This window comes from Williamsia sp. R60, from assembly GCF_054063855.1.
In genome coordinates, this window is record NZ_JBSSGR010000004.1 from 21,178 (window position 1) to 40,193 (window position 19,016).

General features: G+C 64.4%; 19 protein-coding genes and 1 tRNA gene. 15 read left to right on the forward strand and 5 right to left on the reverse strand.

Going from position 1 to position 19,016, the window contains the following annotated elements:
• The first annotated feature begins 1 nt into the window (after nucleotide 1).
• From ACVWY6_RS19015 to ACVWY6_RS19045, 7 genes are all read left to right on the forward strand, one after another.
• On the forward strand, nucleotides 2-274 hold the full coding sequence (locus tag ACVWY6_RS19015; RefSeq protein WP_023960627.1) for a MoaD/ThiS family protein: 273 nt from the start codon (nucleotides 2-4) through the stop codon (nucleotides 272-274).
• A 10-nt stretch (nucleotides 275-284) separates the two neighbouring features.
• Nucleotides 285-1,256, forward strand: a complete 972-nt coding sequence (locus ACVWY6_RS19020; RefSeq protein ID WP_457540247.1) for a PLP-dependent cysteine synthase family protein — start codon at nucleotides 285-287, stop codon at nucleotides 1,254-1,256.
• Nucleotides 1,257-1,280: 24 nt separating this feature from the next.
• The gene (locus tag ACVWY6_RS19025; RefSeq protein ID WP_457540249.1) at nucleotides 1,281-1,994 is read left to right on the forward strand and encodes a rhomboid family intramembrane serine protease; all 714 of its coding nucleotides are present in this window, start codon (nucleotides 1,281-1,283) and stop codon (nucleotides 1,992-1,994) included.
• Nucleotides 1,991-2,791 (forward strand): glutamate racemase, encoded by an 801-nt coding sequence (gene murI, locus ACVWY6_RS19030; RefSeq protein WP_062801263.1) that lies wholly within the window; start codon nucleotides 1,991-1,993, stop codon nucleotides 2,789-2,791. The genes ACVWY6_RS19025 and murI overlap by 4 nt, the downstream gene beginning before the upstream one ends.
• A 48-nt stretch (nucleotides 2,792-2,839) precedes the next feature.
• On the forward strand, nucleotides 2,840-3,604 hold the full coding sequence (locus ACVWY6_RS19035) for a cyclic nucleotide-degrading phosphodiesterase (protein WP_116915597.1): 765 nt from the start codon (nucleotides 2,840-2,842) through the stop codon (nucleotides 3,602-3,604).
• A 73-nt stretch (nucleotides 3,605-3,677) separates the two neighbouring features.
• Nucleotides 3,678-4,463, forward strand: coding sequence for a ribonuclease PH (gene rph / locus ACVWY6_RS19040; protein ID WP_030163832.1), 786 nt, complete (start codon nucleotides 3,678-3,680; stop codon nucleotides 4,461-4,463).
• Entirely contained in the window at nucleotides 4,463-5,080 is a 618-nt protein-coding gene (locus tag ACVWY6_RS19045) for a non-canonical purine NTP pyrophosphatase (RefSeq protein ID WP_457540251.1), read from the forward strand. The genes rph and ACVWY6_RS19045 overlap by 1 nt, the downstream gene beginning before the upstream one ends.
• Before the next feature lie 18 nt (nucleotides 5,081-5,098).
• On the opposite strand, the gene ACVWY6_RS19050 is transcribed toward ACVWY6_RS19045, so the two are convergent.
• The gene (locus ACVWY6_RS19050) at nucleotides 5,099-5,455 is read right to left on the reverse strand and encodes a DUF3817 domain-containing protein (RefSeq protein WP_023960620.1); all 357 of its coding nucleotides are present in this window, start codon (nucleotides 5,453-5,455) and stop codon (nucleotides 5,099-5,101) included.
• The gene (locus ACVWY6_RS19055; RefSeq protein WP_457540253.1) at nucleotides 5,452-5,904 is read right to left on the reverse strand and encodes a transcriptional regulator; all 453 of its coding nucleotides are present in this window, start codon (nucleotides 5,902-5,904) and stop codon (nucleotides 5,452-5,454) included. The genes ACVWY6_RS19050 and ACVWY6_RS19055 overlap by 4 nt, the downstream gene beginning before the upstream one ends.
• A 59-nt stretch (nucleotides 5,905-5,963) precedes the next feature.
• Here ACVWY6_RS19055 and ACVWY6_RS19060 point away from each other — a divergent pair.
• From ACVWY6_RS19060 to ACVWY6_RS19080, 5 genes are all read left to right on the forward strand, one after another.
• A tRNA-Leu gene (locus tag ACVWY6_RS19060) sits at nucleotides 5,964-6,048 on the forward strand.
• A 778-nt stretch (nucleotides 6,049-6,826) separates the two neighbouring features.
• Nucleotides 6,827-7,117 carry a hypothetical protein gene (locus ACVWY6_RS19065; RefSeq protein ID WP_457540255.1) on the forward strand — a complete coding sequence of 97 codons (291 nt, stop codon included), beginning with the start codon at nucleotides 6,827-6,829 and terminating at the stop codon, nucleotides 7,115-7,117.
• Nucleotides 7,118-7,257: 140 nt separating this feature from the next.
• Nucleotides 7,258-7,584 (forward strand): hypothetical protein, encoded by a 327-nt coding sequence (locus tag ACVWY6_RS19070; RefSeq protein ID WP_030163825.1) that lies wholly within the window; start codon nucleotides 7,258-7,260, stop codon nucleotides 7,582-7,584.
• 55 nt (nucleotides 7,585-7,639) lie between these two features.
• Nucleotides 7,640-8,599, forward strand: a complete 960-nt coding sequence (locus ACVWY6_RS19075) for a serine hydrolase (RefSeq protein WP_457540258.1) — start codon at nucleotides 7,640-7,642, stop codon at nucleotides 8,597-8,599.
• Between the two features lie 169 nt (nucleotides 8,600-8,768).
• A complete protein-coding gene (locus ACVWY6_RS19080) occupies nucleotides 8,769-8,936 on the forward strand; it encodes a hypothetical protein (protein WP_457540260.1) in 168 nt (55 codons plus the stop codon).
• A gap of 107 nt (nucleotides 8,937-9,043) precedes the next feature.
• On the opposite strand, the gene ACVWY6_RS19085 is transcribed toward ACVWY6_RS19080, so the two are convergent.
• Nucleotides 9,044-10,834: an AMP-dependent synthetase/ligase gene (locus ACVWY6_RS19085; RefSeq protein WP_062801250.1), complete on the reverse strand. Its 1,791-nt coding sequence runs from the start codon at nucleotides 10,832-10,834 to the stop codon at nucleotides 9,044-9,046.
• A gap of 187 nt (nucleotides 10,835-11,021) precedes the next feature.
• On the opposite strand from ACVWY6_RS19085, the gene ACVWY6_RS19090 reads away from it, so the two are divergent.
• The 3 genes from ACVWY6_RS19090 (at nucleotide 11,022) to ACVWY6_RS19100 (ending at nucleotide 17,658) form a co-directional block, all read left to right on the forward strand.
• Nucleotides 11,022-12,800 (forward strand): DEAD/DEAH box helicase, encoded by a 1,779-nt coding sequence (locus ACVWY6_RS19090; protein ID WP_031332837.1) that lies wholly within the window; start codon nucleotides 11,022-11,024, stop codon nucleotides 12,798-12,800.
• A 225-nt stretch (nucleotides 12,801-13,025) separates the two neighbouring features.
• Nucleotides 13,026-13,367 (forward strand): rhodanese-like domain-containing protein, encoded by a 342-nt coding sequence (locus ACVWY6_RS19095; RefSeq protein ID WP_457540263.1) that lies wholly within the window; start codon nucleotides 13,026-13,028, stop codon nucleotides 13,365-13,367.
• 127 nt (nucleotides 13,368-13,494) lie between these two features.
• Nucleotides 13,495-17,658 (forward strand): AAA domain-containing protein, encoded by a 4,164-nt coding sequence (locus ACVWY6_RS19100; protein WP_457540264.1) that lies wholly within the window; start codon nucleotides 13,495-13,497, stop codon nucleotides 17,656-17,658.
• Here the strand turns inward: ACVWY6_RS19100 and ACVWY6_RS19105 are convergent.
• Together ACVWY6_RS19105 and ACVWY6_RS19110 are read right to left on the reverse strand one after the other, a co-directional pair.
• A complete protein-coding gene (locus ACVWY6_RS19105) occupies nucleotides 17,655-18,425 on the reverse strand; it encodes an SIR2 family NAD-dependent protein deacylase (protein ID WP_457540266.1) in 771 nt (256 codons plus the stop codon). The genes ACVWY6_RS19100 and ACVWY6_RS19105 overlap by 4 nt on opposite strands.
• On the reverse strand, nucleotides 18,418-18,852 hold the full coding sequence (locus ACVWY6_RS19110; RefSeq protein WP_457540268.1) for an HIT family protein: 435 nt from the start codon (nucleotides 18,850-18,852) through the stop codon (nucleotides 18,418-18,420). The genes ACVWY6_RS19105 and ACVWY6_RS19110 overlap by 8 nt, the downstream gene beginning before the upstream one ends.
• Nucleotides 18,853-19,016: the final 164 nt, after the last annotated feature.

Here is a 19,016-nt window from a genome sequence, read left to right on the forward strand (position 1 = left end):
CATGGCAGTAACCGTTTCCATCCCGACAATCCTGCGTACGTACACCGACGGCAACAAGCGGGTCGAGTCCAGTGGGGCGACGCTCGGTGAGTTGATCGACAACCTCGATGCCAGCCACGAGGGGCTCAAGGACCGGCTGATCGCGTCCGGCAAACTCCACCGCTTCGTCAACGTCTACGTCAACGACGAGGACGTTCGTTTCTCCGGCGGCCTGGACACCTCCGTGGCGGACGGCGATGAGGTCACCATCCTGCCCGCGGTCGCCGGCGGCTGACCGTAACTCGATGACCCGTTACGAATCGCTGATCGACTCTGTCGGTGGCACCCCGCTCATCGGGTTGCAACGGCTGTCGCCGCGCTGGCACGCCGATGACAGCGGGCCGGCGATCCGGCTGTGGGCCAAGCTGGAGGACCGCAACCCGACCGGGTCGATCAAGGATCGACCGGCGTTGCGCATGATCGAGCAGGCCGAGACCGACGGCGCCCTCAAGCCGGGGGACACCATCCTGGAACCGACCAGCGGCAACACCGGCATCTCGCTCGCGATGGCCGCAAAACTTAAGGGCTACAAGCTCATCTGCGTGATGCCCGAGAACACGTCGATCGAACGACGTCAGCTGCTGACCATGTTCGGGGCGGAGATCATCTCCTCACCCGCGGCCGGCGGGTCGAACAAGGCCGTGGCGATGGCGAAGGAACTCGCGGTGGACAACCCCGATTGGGTGATGCTCTACCAATACGGCAATCCTGCGAATGCGCTCGCGCATTACGAGGGCACCGGTCCCGAGATCGTCGCCGACCTGCCGGAAATCACCCATTTTGTTGCCGGACTCGGCACCACCGGCACTCTGATGGGTGTCGGACGGTACCTGCGCGAGGCCCATCCCGAAGTCCAGATCGTGGCCGCCGAACCGCGTTACGGCGACGAGGTCTACGGACTTCGCAACATCGATGAGGGTTTTGTGCCCGAGTTGTACGACGAGACGATCCTGTCGATGCGGTATTCGGTCGACAGCCACAACGCCGTTCGCCGCGTCCGGGAGCTTATCGAGAGCGAAGGGATCTTCGCCGGTATCTCGACCGGAGCTATTCTGCACGCTGCCCTCGGCGTTGCGCGCAAGGCCGACAAGGCCGGTGAATGCGCAGACATCGCCTTTGTCGTGTGTGATGCCGGATGGAAGTATCTGTCGACGGGGGTCTACGAAGGTAGCCTCGACGAAGCAGGTGAAGGGCTCGAAGGCCATCTCTGGGCCTGATCATAGGACATCGATCGGAGACACATGACCGGATCACTCGGCCCGTACGGCGGTGCCGGTGGCGGACTCACGCCATCGGGGTCCGCCGAGGCCAAGCGAACCTCCTGGCCGTTGTGGCTGCGGTCCACGGTAGTCATCGTCGCGTTGACCGCCCTGCTGTACGTCGTCGAGGCGATCGACGCGGTGAGCGATCATGACCTGGACAGCGCGGGTATCGAGTCGCGTGAGACGGACGGTCTCTCGGGCATCGTGTTCTCTCCGTTCCTGCACGATGGGTGGGAACACCTGCTGGCCAACACGATTCCCGGAATGGTGCTCGGCTTCCTGGTTCTGATGGCCAAGCGGTTCATCGTCACCACACTCATCGTGTGGGTTGTGTCCGGTCTGGGCGTCTGGCTCTTCTCGCCGTCGTATGTCGTCACGGTCGGTGCCTCGGGCATCATCTTCGGCTGGCTCACCTACATCCTGGTTCGCGGGTTGTTCAACCGCGACATCTGGCAGATCTTGCTGGGCGTGGTGGTGTTCTTCGTCTACGGCGGTGTGCTGTGGGGTGTGGTCCCCGCCGACGGCCGCGTCTCCTGGCAGGGCCACCTCTTCGGGGCGATCGGCGGAGTGCTGGCCGCGTGGTATCTCTCCGGCAAGGACCGTAAACGCGATCACGCCACCGCGCCGACTCCCTACGGCGCCAACGGCTTGGGCGCCAACGGTTTCGGGAACAATCGGGGCACAGCCCTGTGAGCGCGGATGTGGACGCGCCGATCGGCATCTTCGATTCGGGGGTGGGCGGTCTCACCGTGGCGCGTGCGGTGATCGACCAGCTGCCGTCCGAGAACATCATCTACATCGGCGACACCGCCAACGGGCCCTACGGGCCGTTGACCATTCCCCAGATCCGCGCTCACGCACTCGCCATCGGTGACGAGTTGGTCGATCGCGGTGTCAAGGCTCTTGTCATCGCCTGCAACACCGCATCGGCCGCCTGCCTGCGTGATGCTCGCGAGCGCTACCCCGTGCCCGTCATCGAGGTTGTGCTGCCCGCCGTTCGCCGTGCGGTGGCGGCAACGCGATCGGGCCGCATCGGTGTCATCGGCACCGAGGCCACCATCGCGTCTCGTGCCTATGAGGACTCTTTCGCCGCTGCCCAGAACGCGGTGATCACCTCGGTGCCCTGCCCACGCTTCGTCGACTTCGTCGAACGGGGGATCACCAGCGGTCGGCAGGTTCTCGGCCTCGCCCAGGGATACCTCGAGCCGCTGGCCCAGGCGGGTGTCGACACGGTGGTGCTCGGCTGCACGCACTACCCGATGCTGTCGGGTGTCATCCAGCTGGCCGTGGGTGACGAGGTCACCCTGGTCTCGAGCGCGGAAGAAACCGCCAAAGATGTGTTGCGGGTGCTGACATCCACCGACCTCTTGCGGCCACCGTCCGACGTGCCCGCCGACCGCGTTTTTCAGGCCACCGGTGATCCCGAGATGTTCGCCCGGCTGGCCACACGTTTTCTCGGCCCGGCCATCGGCGCAGTTCAACACGCCTGATCGACCGTCCGCCGACGGCAAGGTGAGCCGGCGTGGCAGCATGGCTGCATGCGTTTGACCGTGCTGGGTTGTTCGGGCAGTTTGGCGGGCCCGGATTCGCCGGCGTCCGGATATCTGCTGACGGTTCCTGGCGGCCAGCCGGTGGTGATGGACTTCGGCCCCGGTGTCCTGGGTTCGTTGCAGCAGCATGCCGACCCCAACGAGGTCGCGGTGATGCTGAGTCATCTGCACGCCGACCATTGCCTTGATCTGCCCGGTCTGCTGGTGTGGCGCCGCTACAACCCGATTCCCGCCATCGGCAGGGGAACACTCATCGGACCTCCCGGAACAGCGGCCCGGATCGGCGCTGCATCATCGGAGTACCCGGGGAAGATCGACGACATCAGCGACACCTTCGAAGTGTCCACATGGACCGACCAGGAGGAGATCGAACTGGGTGGGATGAGGATCCTGGCCCGGAAGGTGAACCATCCACCTTCGACGTTCGGACTTCGGATCACCGGCCCAGGTGGCGAGGTACTGGCCTACAGCGGCGACACCGGCGTGTGCGATGAGCTCATCGAACTGGCCCAGGACGCCGATGTGTTCCTCTGTGAGGCGTCGTGGACCCACGATCCGGAGAACAGGCCGCCGAACCTGCATTTGTCCGGCAGGGAGGCAGGCGAGGCCGCGGCCAAGGCCGGCGTCAAGAGCCTTGCCCTGACCCATCTTCCACCGTGGACGTGGCCCGACGACATGCTTGCCGAGGCCCGCGAGGTGTACGACGGCCCGATCCGCGTTGTGCGTCGCGACGAGCAGATCGATATCGGCTGACGAACTTCCGGATGCTCGGACGAGATATCGGGCACCCGCCCACGGTGCCAGGTGGTGTCGATAGGGTGTCGGTGTGAGTAGACGCGCTGATGGCCGAGTAGACGACGAACTGCGGAAGGTCACCATCACCCGCGGATTCACCAACCACCCCGCTGGATCTGTGTTGGTGGAATTCGGACAGACCCGGGTGATGTGTACGGCCAGCGTCACCGAGGGCGTTCCGCGGTGGCGGCGCGGCTCGGGACTGGGCTGGCTGACCGCGGAGTACGCGATGTTGCCCGCCGCCACCCACGATCGGTCCGACCGCGAGTCGGTCAAGGGCAAGGTCGGCGGACGCACCCAGGAGATCAGTCGCCTGATCGGCCGGTCGCTGCGTGCATGTATCGACCTGGCGGCGTTGGGGGAGAACACCATTGCCCTCGACTGTGATGTGCTACAGGCTGACGGCGGCACCCGCACCGCGGCGATCACAGGCGCATACGTCGCGCTCTGCGACGCGGTCACCTATCTCAACGCCGCGGGCAAGCTGGCCGACCCCCAACCGATCTCGTGCGCGATCGCCGCGGTGAGTGTCGGCGTGGTGGATGGACGGGTGCGGATCGACCTTCCGTACGAAGAGGATTCGCGCGCCGAGGTGGACATGAACGTGGTCGCCACCGACACCGGCACCCTCGTCGAGATCCAGGGCACGGGCGAAGGTGCGACCTTCCCGCGATCGACCCTCGACCGCCTTCTCGACATGGCGATGCTCGGTACCGAGAAGATCTTCGAGGTCCAGCGCGAGGCTCTGGCCCTGCCGTATCCCGGCACGTTGCCCGAACCCGAGGTGTCCGGTAAGCGCAAGGCTTTCGGTAGCTGATGGCTCAGCGTCTCCTGGTCGCCAGCCGTAACAGCAAGAAGCTCGCCGAACTCAGACGAGTCCTCGAGCGTGCGGGCATCAGCGGTCTGGAGGTCGTCGGTCTGAACGAGGTGCCTGAGTACGACGAGGCACCCGAGACCGGCGCCACGTTCGAAGAGAATGCCCTCGCCAAGGCTCGGGACGGGTTTGACGCCACTGGATTGGCCTGCATCGCAGACGATTCGGGCATCGAGGTGGATGCCCTGCGTGGTATGCCCGGCGTGTTGTCCGCCCGGTGGTCGGGGCGCCACGGCGACGACGAGGCGAACACGTCACTGCTGCTCGGCCAGATGCGCGACGTACCCGCCGAGCGCCGAGGTGGGGCCTTTGTCTCCGCGTGCGCACTGGTGACGGCTAGCGGAGAGGTGGTGGTCCGCGGCGAATGGCGTGGCCGCATCATCGATGCGCCTCTGGGCGACAACGGTTTCGGCTATGACCCCGTTTTTGTACCCGATGACGAGGCGGCGGGCGGGCGGACAGCGGCCGAGCTGTCTGCATCCGAGAAGGACGCGCTCAGTCACCGCGGTCGTGCACTCACACAACTCGTGCCCGCTCTGCAGGAACTGGCACGGAGCTAGCCGCTCCTGGCCGGGGCCTCAGACCCCGAACTGTGCCTTGATCTCTTGAGTGCGCTTGTGTTCCACCCAGAACGACAGGAACGGGATGGTGCCGGCGATCAGGGTGTAGACGGCCTTGCCTAGAGGCCAGCGGACCTTGATACCGAGGTCGATGGCCATGATGAGGTACACGAAGTACACCCAACCGTGGACGATCGGCACGAAGTCGAGCGCATCGACGTCGAAGCCGTATTTGAGGACCAGTTCTGCCACGAGGAGCAGCAACCAGAGGCCGGTGACCCACGCCATCACCCGGTACCGAAGCAACGCGCCCTTGATCTTGCTCGGCGTCGCCGTGGTTGCAGGCGCGGTTTGTTCGGCCGGGGTCTCGGTCACTGATTGCTCCGTTGCGTGTTGTTCGTGTGCGGGTCGGTGTCGACCATCTCGGGGTCGGGGCCGGTTTGGCGCGGGTTGTTACCCGCGAGTTCGGCGAGTATCTGGTTGTACTCGGCCAGCTGATCGCTTTCAGGGCTGTCGTCCGCTGGGGGGCTGGCCGGTGCGGGCCGAGGCGGCAGGACTCCGTCTGGAATCTCCGTCATGCCCTTGTTCGATTGCAGCTTCAGGACTTCGACGGGGTCCGACTCGAGCACCACAAATCGGCGATACGCGTAGACCACGAATATGGCGAAGGCCGGCCACTGGAGTGCGTACCCCAGGTTCTGGCCAGTACCCGAGCTCGATTCGAAGCGATCCCACTGCCACCACGCCAGCGCGAGACATGCCAGCGCGGCGACGATCACCAGCACGATGAGTGCTGGTCGATGCCGGTGCTTGATGGGAGCCATATCTTGACGGTACCTAAGTACTGCAACGCGCTGGTCAGCCGGTACGCTGTGCTCTGCACGCGCGAGTGGCGGAATTGGCAGACGCGCTGGATTTAGGTTCCAGTGTCTACGGACGTGGGGGTTCAAGTCCCCCCTCGCGCACCATTCGAACATCCAGATAGTGCCCGTTTCCGGTGTCTCACCTGCAGTTGATCGGTCTTCGTGCGCGAGTCGCTGTGACTGTGTTCGAGCCGCTTTCCGCGCCGTTAGTGGGCAGGATGTGGGCACGCGACCGACTTTCGGTCTTCATTGAGCTCATCATTCTCGTCGCGTTCTGGGTCGCTGCCGTCGAGGTGTGCGCGGTTATAGTTCTGACTTGCGACTTGGACGAACTTTGCCTCCTCGAACCAGGACGAGCTAGTGACGATTGACCAGTGATCGCTTTGAACCATCAGACATGCGTCGTGTGTGTGCGTGGCTTGAGGCTCAGATCCGGTACGTCGCCGTGAGCAGCGATCTCTACAGTGCCGTACACCACGGCGACACCCACATACAGGTCGTGAAACCCACGCGCAAGCCAGGGGATTGGGATGGCGTCGTGATGGTTCCGGACTTCAAAAAGACCAACTGAGCTAGGCAGCGCCAGTCGCCAGGCCTGGCGCAGGAGTCAGCGTTATGGGCGGGTGCGTACAGCCCATTCTCGCTTGGTGAACTGGTGGCCACATCGGCTGCCCTGGCAATCGAGGCCACACACCGTCCGGTCTGCAGAGGCGCTACCAGGCGAACCGTCGCGGTAGGCGACGTCGGCCAGCATCACCGCCCCACAGTCGGGGCAGCGTTGGTTGCTCTGTACGTAGCCATGGTCGCTCATCTGATGCCCTTCCGCGCCCCTGCCTCTAGCTAACAGCAATCTGGTCGCAGATAGTTGATTTCGGACTTCTCGGTGTTAAACGTCTACCCGCCGGTGCTGGCGCTGGGCTACACCGGCATCCGGCGGGGTGAGGCAACAGGCTTGCGCGTCCGCGGTGTCAACACACTCCGCAAGCGCCTCGTCGTCCGGGACAACGCGGTCGAGGTTGACGGCATGATCATCGAGGGCACGACGAAGAGTCACCGCGAGCGCACCGTTCCGGTGCCGTCCTTTCCGATGGGTCGGATCTCGGCGCTGTGTGAGGGAAGGGCCGGGGCTGTCCGGAGTTTCGTACGCCAACGTCGGCGACAGCCGCGTGACTGAACGCAGATCCGCGGCGAGTTCGCCCGCGGCGTCTCCGTTGCCGATAGACAGGGCGGCTCCTCCATGTCCGAAATCCACGTCCACAGGTGACCGCCCCGCCGGGCTTGAGACTAGCACCGATTCGAACGTATGGTCGAACCATGAAGACGGCCGGAATCGGAGGAGACAGCGGGCAACCGCGCCGTCCGGCCTTTGTGAGGGTCGGGCATATGGCGGTGACGGTTGACCTGATCACGCTGTACGCCTACCAACCCCACCACTCGGGGTCCTATCACCCTGATGGACTCCAATTCCGGAAGAAGACGATGGGAGTGCTCACCGAGTGGGGCATGACCGAATGGGGCGAATGGTTCGGCAAGGTCACCTACACCATCCCGGCCAAGGGGAGAGAGGAGAAGGTGACCCATTGGGTTCCTGGATGGGCGCTTCGACCGGCGGAAGGGGTTGCCGGCGAACGTGATACATGAGCCCAGTCGTCGCGGGTGGCGGCCTTGGCTGAACCCGAGGACTCTGGAGTCCAGTATGTCTGCGCGTCCGTCGTCCCTGACCTCCACGCGGCCCGTTCGCATAGTCGTCGCGGTCGCGATGATCGCTGTTCAAATTGTTCTGACGGCATCTGTCGGTGCGTTTGTGTGTGGTGTGGGCAGCGCACGGGACGTGGACGGCCATACGCCGGTTGGATCTGCTGACCGCCGCGGTGTGGTCGGCGGCTTCGTCGGCAGGGCAGTGGCGGCTGCCGAAACCGTTGCGATGGCCCGGCCGGGGCTCGAATTGGGAATGGCGGTACTGGACACCGGCACCGGGGAGTCGTCGGGTTCGGCCAGTGCCGCGCCGATGTATGCGGCGTCGCTCACGAAGTTGGTTGTGGTGGTCGACATCGTCGAACGTCGCCGTGCTGAACAATTGCCCGTGGCCGACTCGGATGTCGCTCTGATCGAGCGTGCACTCGGTCTCAGCGATGACGTCGCGATGAACGAACTGTGGACACGGTTCGACGGGCAAGGCGCGGTGTCGCGGGTGAGTGAACGGCTCGGACTCACCGAAACCCAACCACCGCAGGATGCTTCGTACTGGGGCGAGATGGTCACGTCGGCTGCCGATGTCGTTCGGATCTACGTGCATGTATCGAAATTGCCGGAGCCGGACCGTCAGTTGATCCTGGGCGCGCTGGCATCGGCGCCGGGGGTGGCGGCCGACGGCTTCTCTCAAGACTTCGGTCTGCTCGCTCTCGGCGCGGTGAATGCGCCTGTGGTCAAGCAGGGGTGGATGTGTTGCTTCGAGCAGACGGCCTACCTCCACAGCGCCGGGTTCGTCGGACCCGATCACAGATTCGTGGTCGCACTGCTGAGCCGCCAACCCTACGAGGCGAGTTGGGCGACTTCGCGCGACGGCCTGACTGCCGTGGCGTCGGCGGTCGGGTCCGCGTTGTCTCTCGCAGACAACGACACGATGCAACTCGACCCACCCGGGCAGCTCCACTGATGTGTCCCACAGCGACAACATCTTTCGCACATGTCGTGACTGCCGCGGATTGAGCACCAGGCGTCGGCCAAGACTGTGGTGTGACGTCGATCGCCACCGGGAACGAAACCGCCGGCACGGATCGTTTGCCCCACAGACCGAAAAGTGCAGTCTTCGAAAGGTGTTTGTTGTGAGTCCGTTTCCGCCCCCGCCGCCATGGACGAGTGGATTCCGTGCACTCAACAGACCTGAGCCCGAACGGAAGAACAGTGGAGACGAGAACGGCGGCGACAAGTGGGAGTGGCTCATCCTCGCCGCGATCTTGGCGGTCGTCGTACTGGTGCTCATCCTGAAGTAGCCGTCGACACGTAACCCCCGGCTGCTCGGGCAGCCCGCACAACTTCCAAAAACAAACGAGCGGTTGGCACCTGTGGGTGCCAACCGCTCGCGTGGTTGTTGCTGCCGCTACTTGGTGTAGAGGCCCTCGATCTCGTCGGCGTGGGAGTCATGGATGACGTTGCGCTTGAGCTTGAGGGTGGGCGTCAACTCGCCCGTCTCGATGGTGAAGTCGTTCTCGATGATCCGGAACTTCTTGATGGCCTCGGCCTTTGACACCTGATCGTTTGCGGTCTTGATGGCCACATCGATGTCGGCGATCAACGTCTTGTTGTCGACGAGATCCGCGACCGCGGTGTCGGCGGGGAGGTTGTTGCGCTCGAGCCAACCGGGCAATGCTTCGGGGTCAAGGGTGACCAGAGCGGCGATGAAAGGCTTGTTGTCACCGACGACCAGGGCCTGACTGACCAGCGGATGCGCGCGGATCGCATCTTCCATCTGCGCGGGGGAGACGTTCTTGCCGCCGGCTGTGACGATGAGTTCCTTCTTGCGGCCGGTGATCGACAGGTAGCCGTCATCAAGCGTCCCGATGTCACCGGTGTGGAACCAGCCATCCTTGATGGCCTCGGCCGTGGCCTGCTCGTTCTTCCAGTACCCACCGAAGACCACTGGGCCCTTGAGCAGAACCTCGCCGTCGTCGGCAATGGCGACCGATTGTCCGTACACCGGACGGCCGACTGTTCCGATGCGTTGTGCGCCTTCGGCATTGACCGTGACGGCGGCGGTGGTCTCACTCAGGCCGTAGCCCTCGTAGATGGGGATCCCGATGCCACGGAAGAAGTGGCCGAGTCGGGCGCCGAGTGCGGCGCCGCCGGACACCGCGCTTGTGCACTCGCCACCGAGCGCCGCGCGGAGCTTGGAATAGACGAGCACATCGAAGACCTTGTGCTTGGCCTTGAGGACCAGCCCGGCTCCGCCGTTCTCCAGTGCCTTCGAGTATTCGATGGCGGTGTCGGTGGCAGCCCCGAAGATCTTGCCCTTGCCGCCGTCCTCGGCCTTCTGCTTGGCGCTGTTGTACACCTTTTCGAATACGCGGGGGACCGACAGGAGGTAGCTGGGCTTGAAGGCCGCGAGATCATCGAGGAGCGTCGGCCCCACCGTGGTGTGGCCGAGCTGAACGAGGTGCACGATCGAGGCGACCGAGATGATCCGGGCGAACACGTGCGCGAGCGGCAGGAACAGCAGGGTCGAACTGCCTTCGGACATCAGGTCGCCGAGCGTGACACGCACGCCGTGGCATTCGTGCAGGAAGTTCGCGTGGGTCAGTGCGACGCCCTTGGGCTTGCCCGTGGTTCCGGATGTGTAGACCAGAGTGGCGATGTCGCTCGACAGGGTGTTGGCGAGACGCTGATCGAGTTCGGAATCGTCAACGGATTCGCCACGGCGAACGAGCTCGTCGATGGCGCCTTCGTCGATCACCAGGATCTCTTTGAGGTCGGCACTGTCGGCGAGTACGGAGCTGTGTTGCTGCTTCTGGGCGGGTGTCTCGACCAACAGCAAGGAGGTCTCGGAGTTCTCCACGATGTACTGCACCTGCGAGGGGGCGGAGGTCTCGTAGATGGCGACCGTGGTTCCCGCGGCGCGCCACACGGCGTAGTCGAGGACAGTCCACTCGTAGCGGGTGGCCGAGCAGATCGAGACCCGGTCGCCGTGTTTGATGCCGGACGCGATCAGACCCTTGGCGACCTTGTCCACGAGGTCGGCGAACTCCTTTGTGGTGATCGGAGTCCAGGAGCCGTCGTCACCGCGACGCTTGAACAGCCCCTTGGTCGGTGACTCGTCGCGGTGCCGCAACATCGAGTCAACGATGGACGCCTTTTCCGGAACGACGAAGTCGGACGGCACTGAAACTTCTTGCACAAGGGCCTCCTGCGGCAGGGGAGTGTCGGAGAGGCGGGTAACCGAGGCACTCGGAACCCGTCAACTGTGGGTTAGGTTACCTTTCGAACCTACTCGTCAGTAGGGCACCCTGACAGCGATTCCCCTGCGGCGGGGTTTTGTCCTGCGAATAACGGATTTGAGCTGTTCACGGCTACAGTAGGTAGTAATGACAGACAGTATTGATGGGCCCCCCGTGCGTGACGCGGCCCTTTTAAGCGAAGACACCGTTACGTTCGCCGACCTCGGGATGGATCCCCGAGTGTTGCAGGCACTCACGGACGTGGGCTACGAGACCCCCTCTCCGATCCAGGCGGCAACCATTCCGCCTCTGCTCGAAGGTCGCGACGTGGTCGGTCTGGCGCAGACCGGCACCGGCAAGACCGCCGCATTCGCCGTCCCGATTCTTTCGGGAATCGACTCGTCGGCGCGCAAACCGAAGGCGCTCATCCTGGCTCCGACGCGTGAACTCGCGCTGCAGGTGGCCGAGGCGTTCGGCCGCTACTCGGCACATCTGCCCGGTGTGAAGGTGCTGCCGATCTATGGCGGTCAGAGCTACACCGTGCAGCTGTCGGGACTTCGCCGTGGCGCACAGATCATCGTCGGAACGCCTGGCCGTGTCATCGACCACCTCGACAAGGGCACCCTCGACATCTCCGAGTTGGACTACCTCGTCCTCGATGAGGCCGACGAGATGCTGAACATGGGTTTCGCCGAAGACGTCGAGCGCATCCTGCGCGATACGCCGGAGTCCAAGCAGGTGGCGTTGTTCTCGGCCACCATGCCCAAGACGATCGGCCGGCTGTCGCAGAAGTACCTCAAGAATCCGGTCGAGGTCACGATGAAGGCCAAGACCGGTACCGCGTCGAACATCACGCAGCGGTATCTCCAGGTCTCTCACCAGCGCAAATTGGACGCGCTGACCCGTGTCCTCGAGGTCGAGCAGTTCGACGCGATGATCGTGTTCGTACGCACCAAGCAAGCCACCGAAGACCTGGCCGAGCGGCTGCGGTCGCGTGGGTTCTCCGCAGCTGCCATCAACGGCGACATCGCCCAGGCGCAGCGTGAGCGCACCATCGCGCAGCTGAAGAACGGGCAGGTCGACATCCTCGTGGCCACCGACGTGGCTGCGCGCGGTCTCGACGTCGACCGGATCTCGCACGTCTTGAATTACGACATCCCGCACGACACCGAGGCGTACGTGCACCGGATCGGGCGCACCGGCCGGGCGGGTCGATCGGGCACTGCACTGTTGTTCGTCTCACCCCGTGAGCGGCATCTGCTCCGGGCCATCGAGAAGGCCACCCGTCAGCCACTCGACGAGATCGGGTTGCCCAGCGTGGACGATGTCAACGCGCAGCGGGTCACCAAGTTCGCCGAATCGATCACCCAGAATCTGAGTTCGGACAACCTCGACCTCTTCCGCAAGCTGATCGAGGACTACGCCCGCGAGAACGACGTGACGATGGCTGACATCGCCGCCGCGCTGGCTCTCGAGACGCGGGACGGCGGGTTCCTGATGTCGCCGGATCCGCCCGCAGGCGAGCGCAAGGAACGCGACCGCAAGGAGCGTTCGGAGCGCTCCGGTCGCGGCGGTGACGTGGAGTTCGCGACGTACCGTCTCGCAGTCGGCCGGCAGAACAACGTGACCCCGGGAGCGATTGTGGGTGCCATCGCCAACGAGGGTGGCTTGTCCCGCGGCGACTTCGGTCACATCAGCATCCGCAACGACCACTCACTCGTCGAACTGCCCCGCAACCTGGATCGCGAGACGCTGACACGGCTTCGCGGCACGCGGATCAGCGGGGTGCCCATCGGCATCAAGAAGGACGACGGCGCACCGCGTCAGCAACGTTCTTCCTCGTCCTCCGCGCGCGGCGGTAGTGGAAAGTCGTTCAGCCGTGACCGTCGCGGATCGCAGAAGGTCGCCGGCCGCGCTCGGCCCTGACAATCGCTGATCACACGCCTGACCTGCTTGTCTCACTCGCCTACACCATGACCTGTGAGCTGCGCAAATCTCGACTGGAACATCACGTCGACGGCCAGTAATATCCGGCATCGGCATGACCTCTGCGGGAATCATGTTCAATTCCCGGCCACCCTCTCGTAACGCCTGCGTTGCGGGCGGCGACGTATCAGAGGGACGAGAAGCAGAAAGCATTAGGAAACGGTGATGAGTCCAGTAGCGATGGCTGATCCGATCTCGGCACAAGACGCGGCCGAGCATCGTGATCGCGGCGAAGCAGTTGTAGTCGACATGCGGCCTCAGGTGGTCCGGCACCAGGGCAGTCTGCCCGGAGCTGTGGTGGTGGAGCCGAACGAGCTCACCACCGCATTCAGTCCCGACTCCGACAAGCGAATACCTGCCATCCGCGGGCTGGACACCGAAATCGATGTGGTCTCGGTCAATTCCCAAGCTGCCCGCATCGCCCAGCAGATCGCCGCGATGGGGTACACCAACGTCCACTATGTCGACGGTGGATTCAGGGCGCTGCAGTCAGCCCTCCCGCGCTGACCGTTCGCTTTACATGCCACCGAGATCTGTCTGGGGCAAACGATGCTCAAATTGTGAAGCTCGTGACCGCAACGGGTAGCGTTCACGTGAACAAGAGTGTCAACCTGAGGCTGAACTCGAGGACGTGATGACCGAATCGGTGCCCGGCGACGAGCGGCGTGCGCGAGTGCTGCGCCTGCTGCAGTTCCTGCACGAGCTGATTCGCGCCAAATCCACGGTCATCCGTGATGTGTCGGACCACGCTGCGACGGTCTGGCTCGGAGACGATCACAACATCCCGATCATCCGTGACGCCGCAGTCGGCCAGGTGATCGTGGAGATCGCTCGCGACAACACCTTGCAGAGCAGCGGATACGACGCGCTGGCCCAGGCCATCGACGAACTCGCTGAACGCCCCGAGTCGCTCGAACTGGTCATCGCGTCCGGACTGCTCACCGTGCAATCACCGGTATCGATCCGCGAGCACCTTGTCACTCAGGCGGTCGTCGCCGAACACGATCACGCCGCGGGCATCATCCGGGTGACACTCGCGGGCGAATCGCAACCCGAGTTGCACGCAGGACACCTTCTCACCGGTGTCGACGGTTTTGACCTGGCTGGTTCGGCCGACCTGGCCGAGCAACTCGCGACCACGCGGTCCCCGGTCGCCGATTCCATCGAAAAGTTCTTCAGCAAATGGCGTCGCGCGGTGGTCGGCGACCCGGCGTCGGTCTCGGTCGACCTCGCGCCCGCCCTGGTGCTGCGCCGTCGTGGGTCAGCACCGCTTCTCGACTACTACGAGGCCATGATGGCCGCCGTTCGCGACGAAAAGAACGACATCCCGATCGGCCTGGCGCAACTGGTCGAGCCTGTCGAAGCCTCCGAGCGTGTGCTGCGATTGCACGAGAGCGGCGCGATGTCGGCGGAGGAACTGGTCGAGGACGCTCTGTACCCGTTGCCGTCGAATGTCGAGCAACGAGACATCCTGGCTCAGCTGGGACTCGACAGTGGTGTTGTGGTCGAGGGCCCACCCGGCACCGGCAAGACTCACACGATCGCCAACCTGATGTCTGCACTGCTGGCCAAAGGTCAGCGCGTGTTGGTGGTCTCGGAGAAGGCTCAGGCGCTGCATGTCTTGCGGGACAAATTGCCCGCCGAATTGCAGGAACTCGCGGTATCGATCACCGACGTGACCAAGGACGGTTCGCAGTCGCTCATCGACAGCGTGGAAGCGATCGCGAACCGCAAGGGCAGTTTCCAGTCCCGGGTCGCCACGAGCGAGATCAAGAACGTGCGGTCCAAACGGGATCAGGCGCGGGCCAAGCGGGAGCAGATCCTTCGCGAGATCTGGCAACTGCGCGAGTCGGAGACAGAGAAGCACGAGTGGGTTGCCGCTGGGTACAGCGGGACGGCGGCCGAGATCGTCCGTCAGTGCAATGACGTTGCCGCGGAATACGATTGGCTTCCCGGGCCATTGCACAGCGCCATCTCGCCGCTGGAACCGAACGAGTTCGAACGGCTCCTGGACCTCCTCCGCAAGCGTGGCAAGAACTGGTCTGACCGACTGGCTCAGCATCTGCCCGACCTAGATGACGTGCTGCCCGACACCGTCGAGCTCGAACGGATCTGCACGCGCGTCCGTGACCGTCCGTCGGAGGAAATGGTCGGCAGCGGTTCGCTTCTGGCGATTCTCGCCGACGTCGACAGCGCCCGCCTGCTCCGGGTGAAGACTCGATGCGACCGGCTCGGTGCTGCCGTCCGTGAGGTGCGCACCTTCCCGCCGCATCTGCAGCAGATGGCGCAACGGCTGCTCTCTGGCGAGGCGTCGTACCTGTGGAACAGGGTGACGGCGCTGTCCGAGGTGATCGACGACGCGACCGAACGCGACAAGAGGATCGGCACCCACACGGTCGAAGCGACCGGCGCGAACACCGGTGACTCGTCGGTGTTCGAGAAAGCTGCCGACTACCTCGATGCGGGCGGTCAGTGGCGCGGTCGCTTCCGGAAGGCGCCCGAGCAGAAAGCGGTCGAAGAGCTGCCGGGACAGTATCTGGTGGACGGCCGGCCTCCTACCGACGCCGCGTCGATGCGCCTGGTCGCCGACCACCTCGGTGTACTGGACGCCGTCGCACGCGTACAGGCGATCCTGGCCGAGGTGAACGTACCCATGGACACCACCGGTACCCGGTCGGTACAGCTCGGCCGACTGGTACAGCTCGACGGTCAGCTCGCCTGGGTGTCCGAATTGCTCACCGGTCGCGACCAATTGGTTCGGGAACTCAACGCGATCAGTCCCGGGGGTCCGCGACCGAAGAGCATCGACGAGGTCGAAGAGGTCGCCCGGCAGGCCGGTGCCATCGCCGCCGCCAACGACGGCACGTTGGCCCGTCGCGAACTCGACGACATCGCCCGCGCGCTCTCCACCGAGATCGAGAAGGGCCCCTCGCCTGAAGGCGATGCGCTTCTGGCTGCGGTGCGTGCCGCCGACCCCGACGCCATCCTGGAAACCCGTCGCGCCTGGCACACCGCGAGTGCCGAGCGGGAAAGCCAGGGCGCGCTGGATCTGCTGGAGCTACGGCTCAAGCAGAAGGCGCCCGCTCTGGTGAAGCTTCTCGAGGAAACAGCAGACGACCCGGTCTGGGACGAGCGACTGGCCGAGCTGGACGCCGCGTGGTCGTGGCGCCGGGCCTATCAGTGGGCGCAGGACCGCAGCGACCCCCAACGGGAGACGCGGCTCGAAGCAGACCTCGACGAGGTCGAGGCAGACATCACCCACTTCACCGCCCGGCTCGCCGCCGCCTGTGCCTGGCGTGAATGTCTCGAGCACATGACGGTGAGTCAGGTGCAGGCACTGCAGTCCTACCGCGATCACATCACGAACATCGGCAAGGGTTCGGGCAAGCACGCCGAGCGGTTCAGGCTCGCGGCCCGATCTGCCATGGCGCAGGCACAGACCGCAGTCCCGGCGTGGATCATGCCGATTTCTCAGGTCCTCAGTTCCGTTGCGCCGGCGCAGAATTCGTTCGACGTGGTCATCGTGGACGAAGCGAGCCAGGCGGACATTTCGAGTCTGTTCCTGCTGTGGCTGGCGCCGCGGGTGATCGTGGTGGGCGACGATCGCCAATGTGCACCCGGAGGTTTCGGTGGTTCCGGGATGGACGAGGTGTTCACCAAACTCGACACCTACCTGCCGGACATCCCGCAGTACATGCGGGACAGTCTCACGCCGCGGTCGAGTCTGTTCTCGATGCTCCGGACGCGATTCGGACATGTGGTCCGGCTTCGCGAGCACTTCCGGTCGATGCCCGAGATCATCGAGTTCTCCAGCCGGCAGTTCTACCCCGATTCGCCACTGATCCCGGTACGTCAATTCGGTGCGGACCGTCTGGCGCCGTTGCGTACCCACTTCGTCGAAGGCGCACGCAGTGCAGGATCGAACTCGTCGCTGGTCAATGCCGACGAGGCCGGTGCATTGGTGGGACTGCTGGCCGGATGCATCGAGGACCCGCGGTACGACGGGATGTCATTCGGGGTGGTGGTGCTGCAGGGCCAACGTCAGGTGGAGCTGATCTCGCAGGCCCTCCGTGAGGCGCTGGATCCGCAGGTCTGGCGTGACCGCAATCTGCGCGTCGGAACACCCCCGGACTTCCAGGGAGACGAACGGCACGTCATCTTCTTGTCGATGGTGGTCTGTCCCGACACCAACGTGAACGCGTTGACGCGCAGCGAATCCCAGCGACGCATCAACGTCGCGGCGTCACGGGCCATGGAGCAACTCTGGCTTGTGCATTCTGTGCAACCCGATGACCTCAAGACCAACGATCTCCGGTACTCGCTGCTGACCTACATGCAGAAAACCGAAGGCGCGCTGGTGGATCCGGTCCCGGCCAACGTCAGCACCACCTCTCGTACCGAACCGTTCGATTCGCTGTTCGAGCAGCAGATCTTTGTCGAACTGGTGGATCGCGGGTACTACGTGAACCCCAAGGTGGTGGTGAACAACCGGACGATCGATCTGGTGGTCACCGGTAGCGAAGCACGGCTGGCCGTGGAGTGCGACGGCGACGAGTTCACCAGCACCCCGGAGCAGGCCCGCGCAGACATGGAACGTGAACGGGAGCTCCGCCGGTGCGGATGGCGTTTCTGGAGGGTTCGCGAGTCGGAGTACCTGCTCGACCCGATACATGCCCTCGACGGTCTGTGGGACGAACTCGAACGGCGAGGGGTGCAGCCGAACTCGGTCGGTCCGGACTTGGCGGGCCAGGAGTCTGCTGAGCCCTGGACGCCGGTGACCTTGTCCGGCGCGGACTAGGCGTCGTCTGCGATCACGTTCAGTAGCGCGGGCAGCCCGACCGCCGCGGTGGTCTGAAGGAAATGGGTGACGTTGCGGCTCAACGGCGTTGGCTCAGGGTTGATCTCGATCACCGGTATTCCCGCGGCCAGTGCGCGTTCGGGGAGTGATGCTGCCGGATACACCATGTTCGACGTGCCCACCACGATGAGGAGATCGCAACCGGCACTCGCGTCTGCGGCACGCTCCCACGCGTCCTGGGGCAGCGACTCGCCGAACCAGACCACTCCGGGTCGGACAGGGGAGAGGCAATTGGGGCAGATGGGCGGCTCCACCCGAAGGGACTCGGTGGCGGTGTCAGGATCGGCGTCGGTACCGGCGTAGGGCAGTCCACAATGCGAGCACCGGGGTTCGAAGAGGCTGCCATGCAGATGGGCGGTCACTTCGCTGCCGGCCCGTTCGTGTAGGTCGTCGACGTTCTGGGTGACCACCATCACCGTTCTGCGCCGTGCCCACTCGGCCACCGCATGATGCCCGGGGTTGGGAAACGCACGCCGCACGAGATGAGCACGCCATTGGTACCAAGCCCACACGAGAGCTGGGTCGTCCGACCACGCTTCCGGGGTTGCCAGCGTAGTCGGGTCGAAACGCTCCCACAGGCCCGTTTCGACGTCGCGGAACGTCGGCACATCACTCTCTGCGGACATCCCCGCGCCGGAGCACACGGTCACCCATTCGGCGCCTCGCACCAACGCCACCAGATCGCTGTCCAGGTGGAGGTCACTCATCGGCGGCGCGGTCTTTCAGCTGTGCGCGCAAGATGGCCGCAGTCCCGGGAAGATCGTTGTCCCGCCTGGTCAGGAGGCCTTTTGCCAGGGTCAACTTGTCGCCGTAATGCCTCGGGACCACATGCAGATGTGAATGGAACACGGTCTGGAATGCGGCGCGACCATCGTTGACCAGCAAGTTCACGCCGTCGGCGGCAATCGCGGATGCTCGCTGAGCGGCTGCCACGAGCTGGCCGGCCCGGAACAGTCTGGCGCCCTGTTCGGGTTCGAGTTCCGAGAGGTCGGCGGCGTGGCGCTTGGGCACCAGCAGAGTGTGGCCGGGCCGGACCGGGCGGATGTCGAGGAACCCCAAGATCTCGGAGTCCTCGTAGACGACGTGGGCCGGGGACGTCCTGGCGACGATGGCGCAGAAGATGCACTCGTTCATGCGCCAAGCCTAGTGGGCGCGCAAGAGTCGGCCAATTCGATTGTAACAATTCAATAACGACTTGAATTGGCTGCTCAGCGCCCGGGTGAGCGCTCGTTCGGGGCGTCTGAGCAGGTGTTTGGCGGCAGGTCGGCACAAAGGGCGGAAGCGGCGATGTGGCGGCC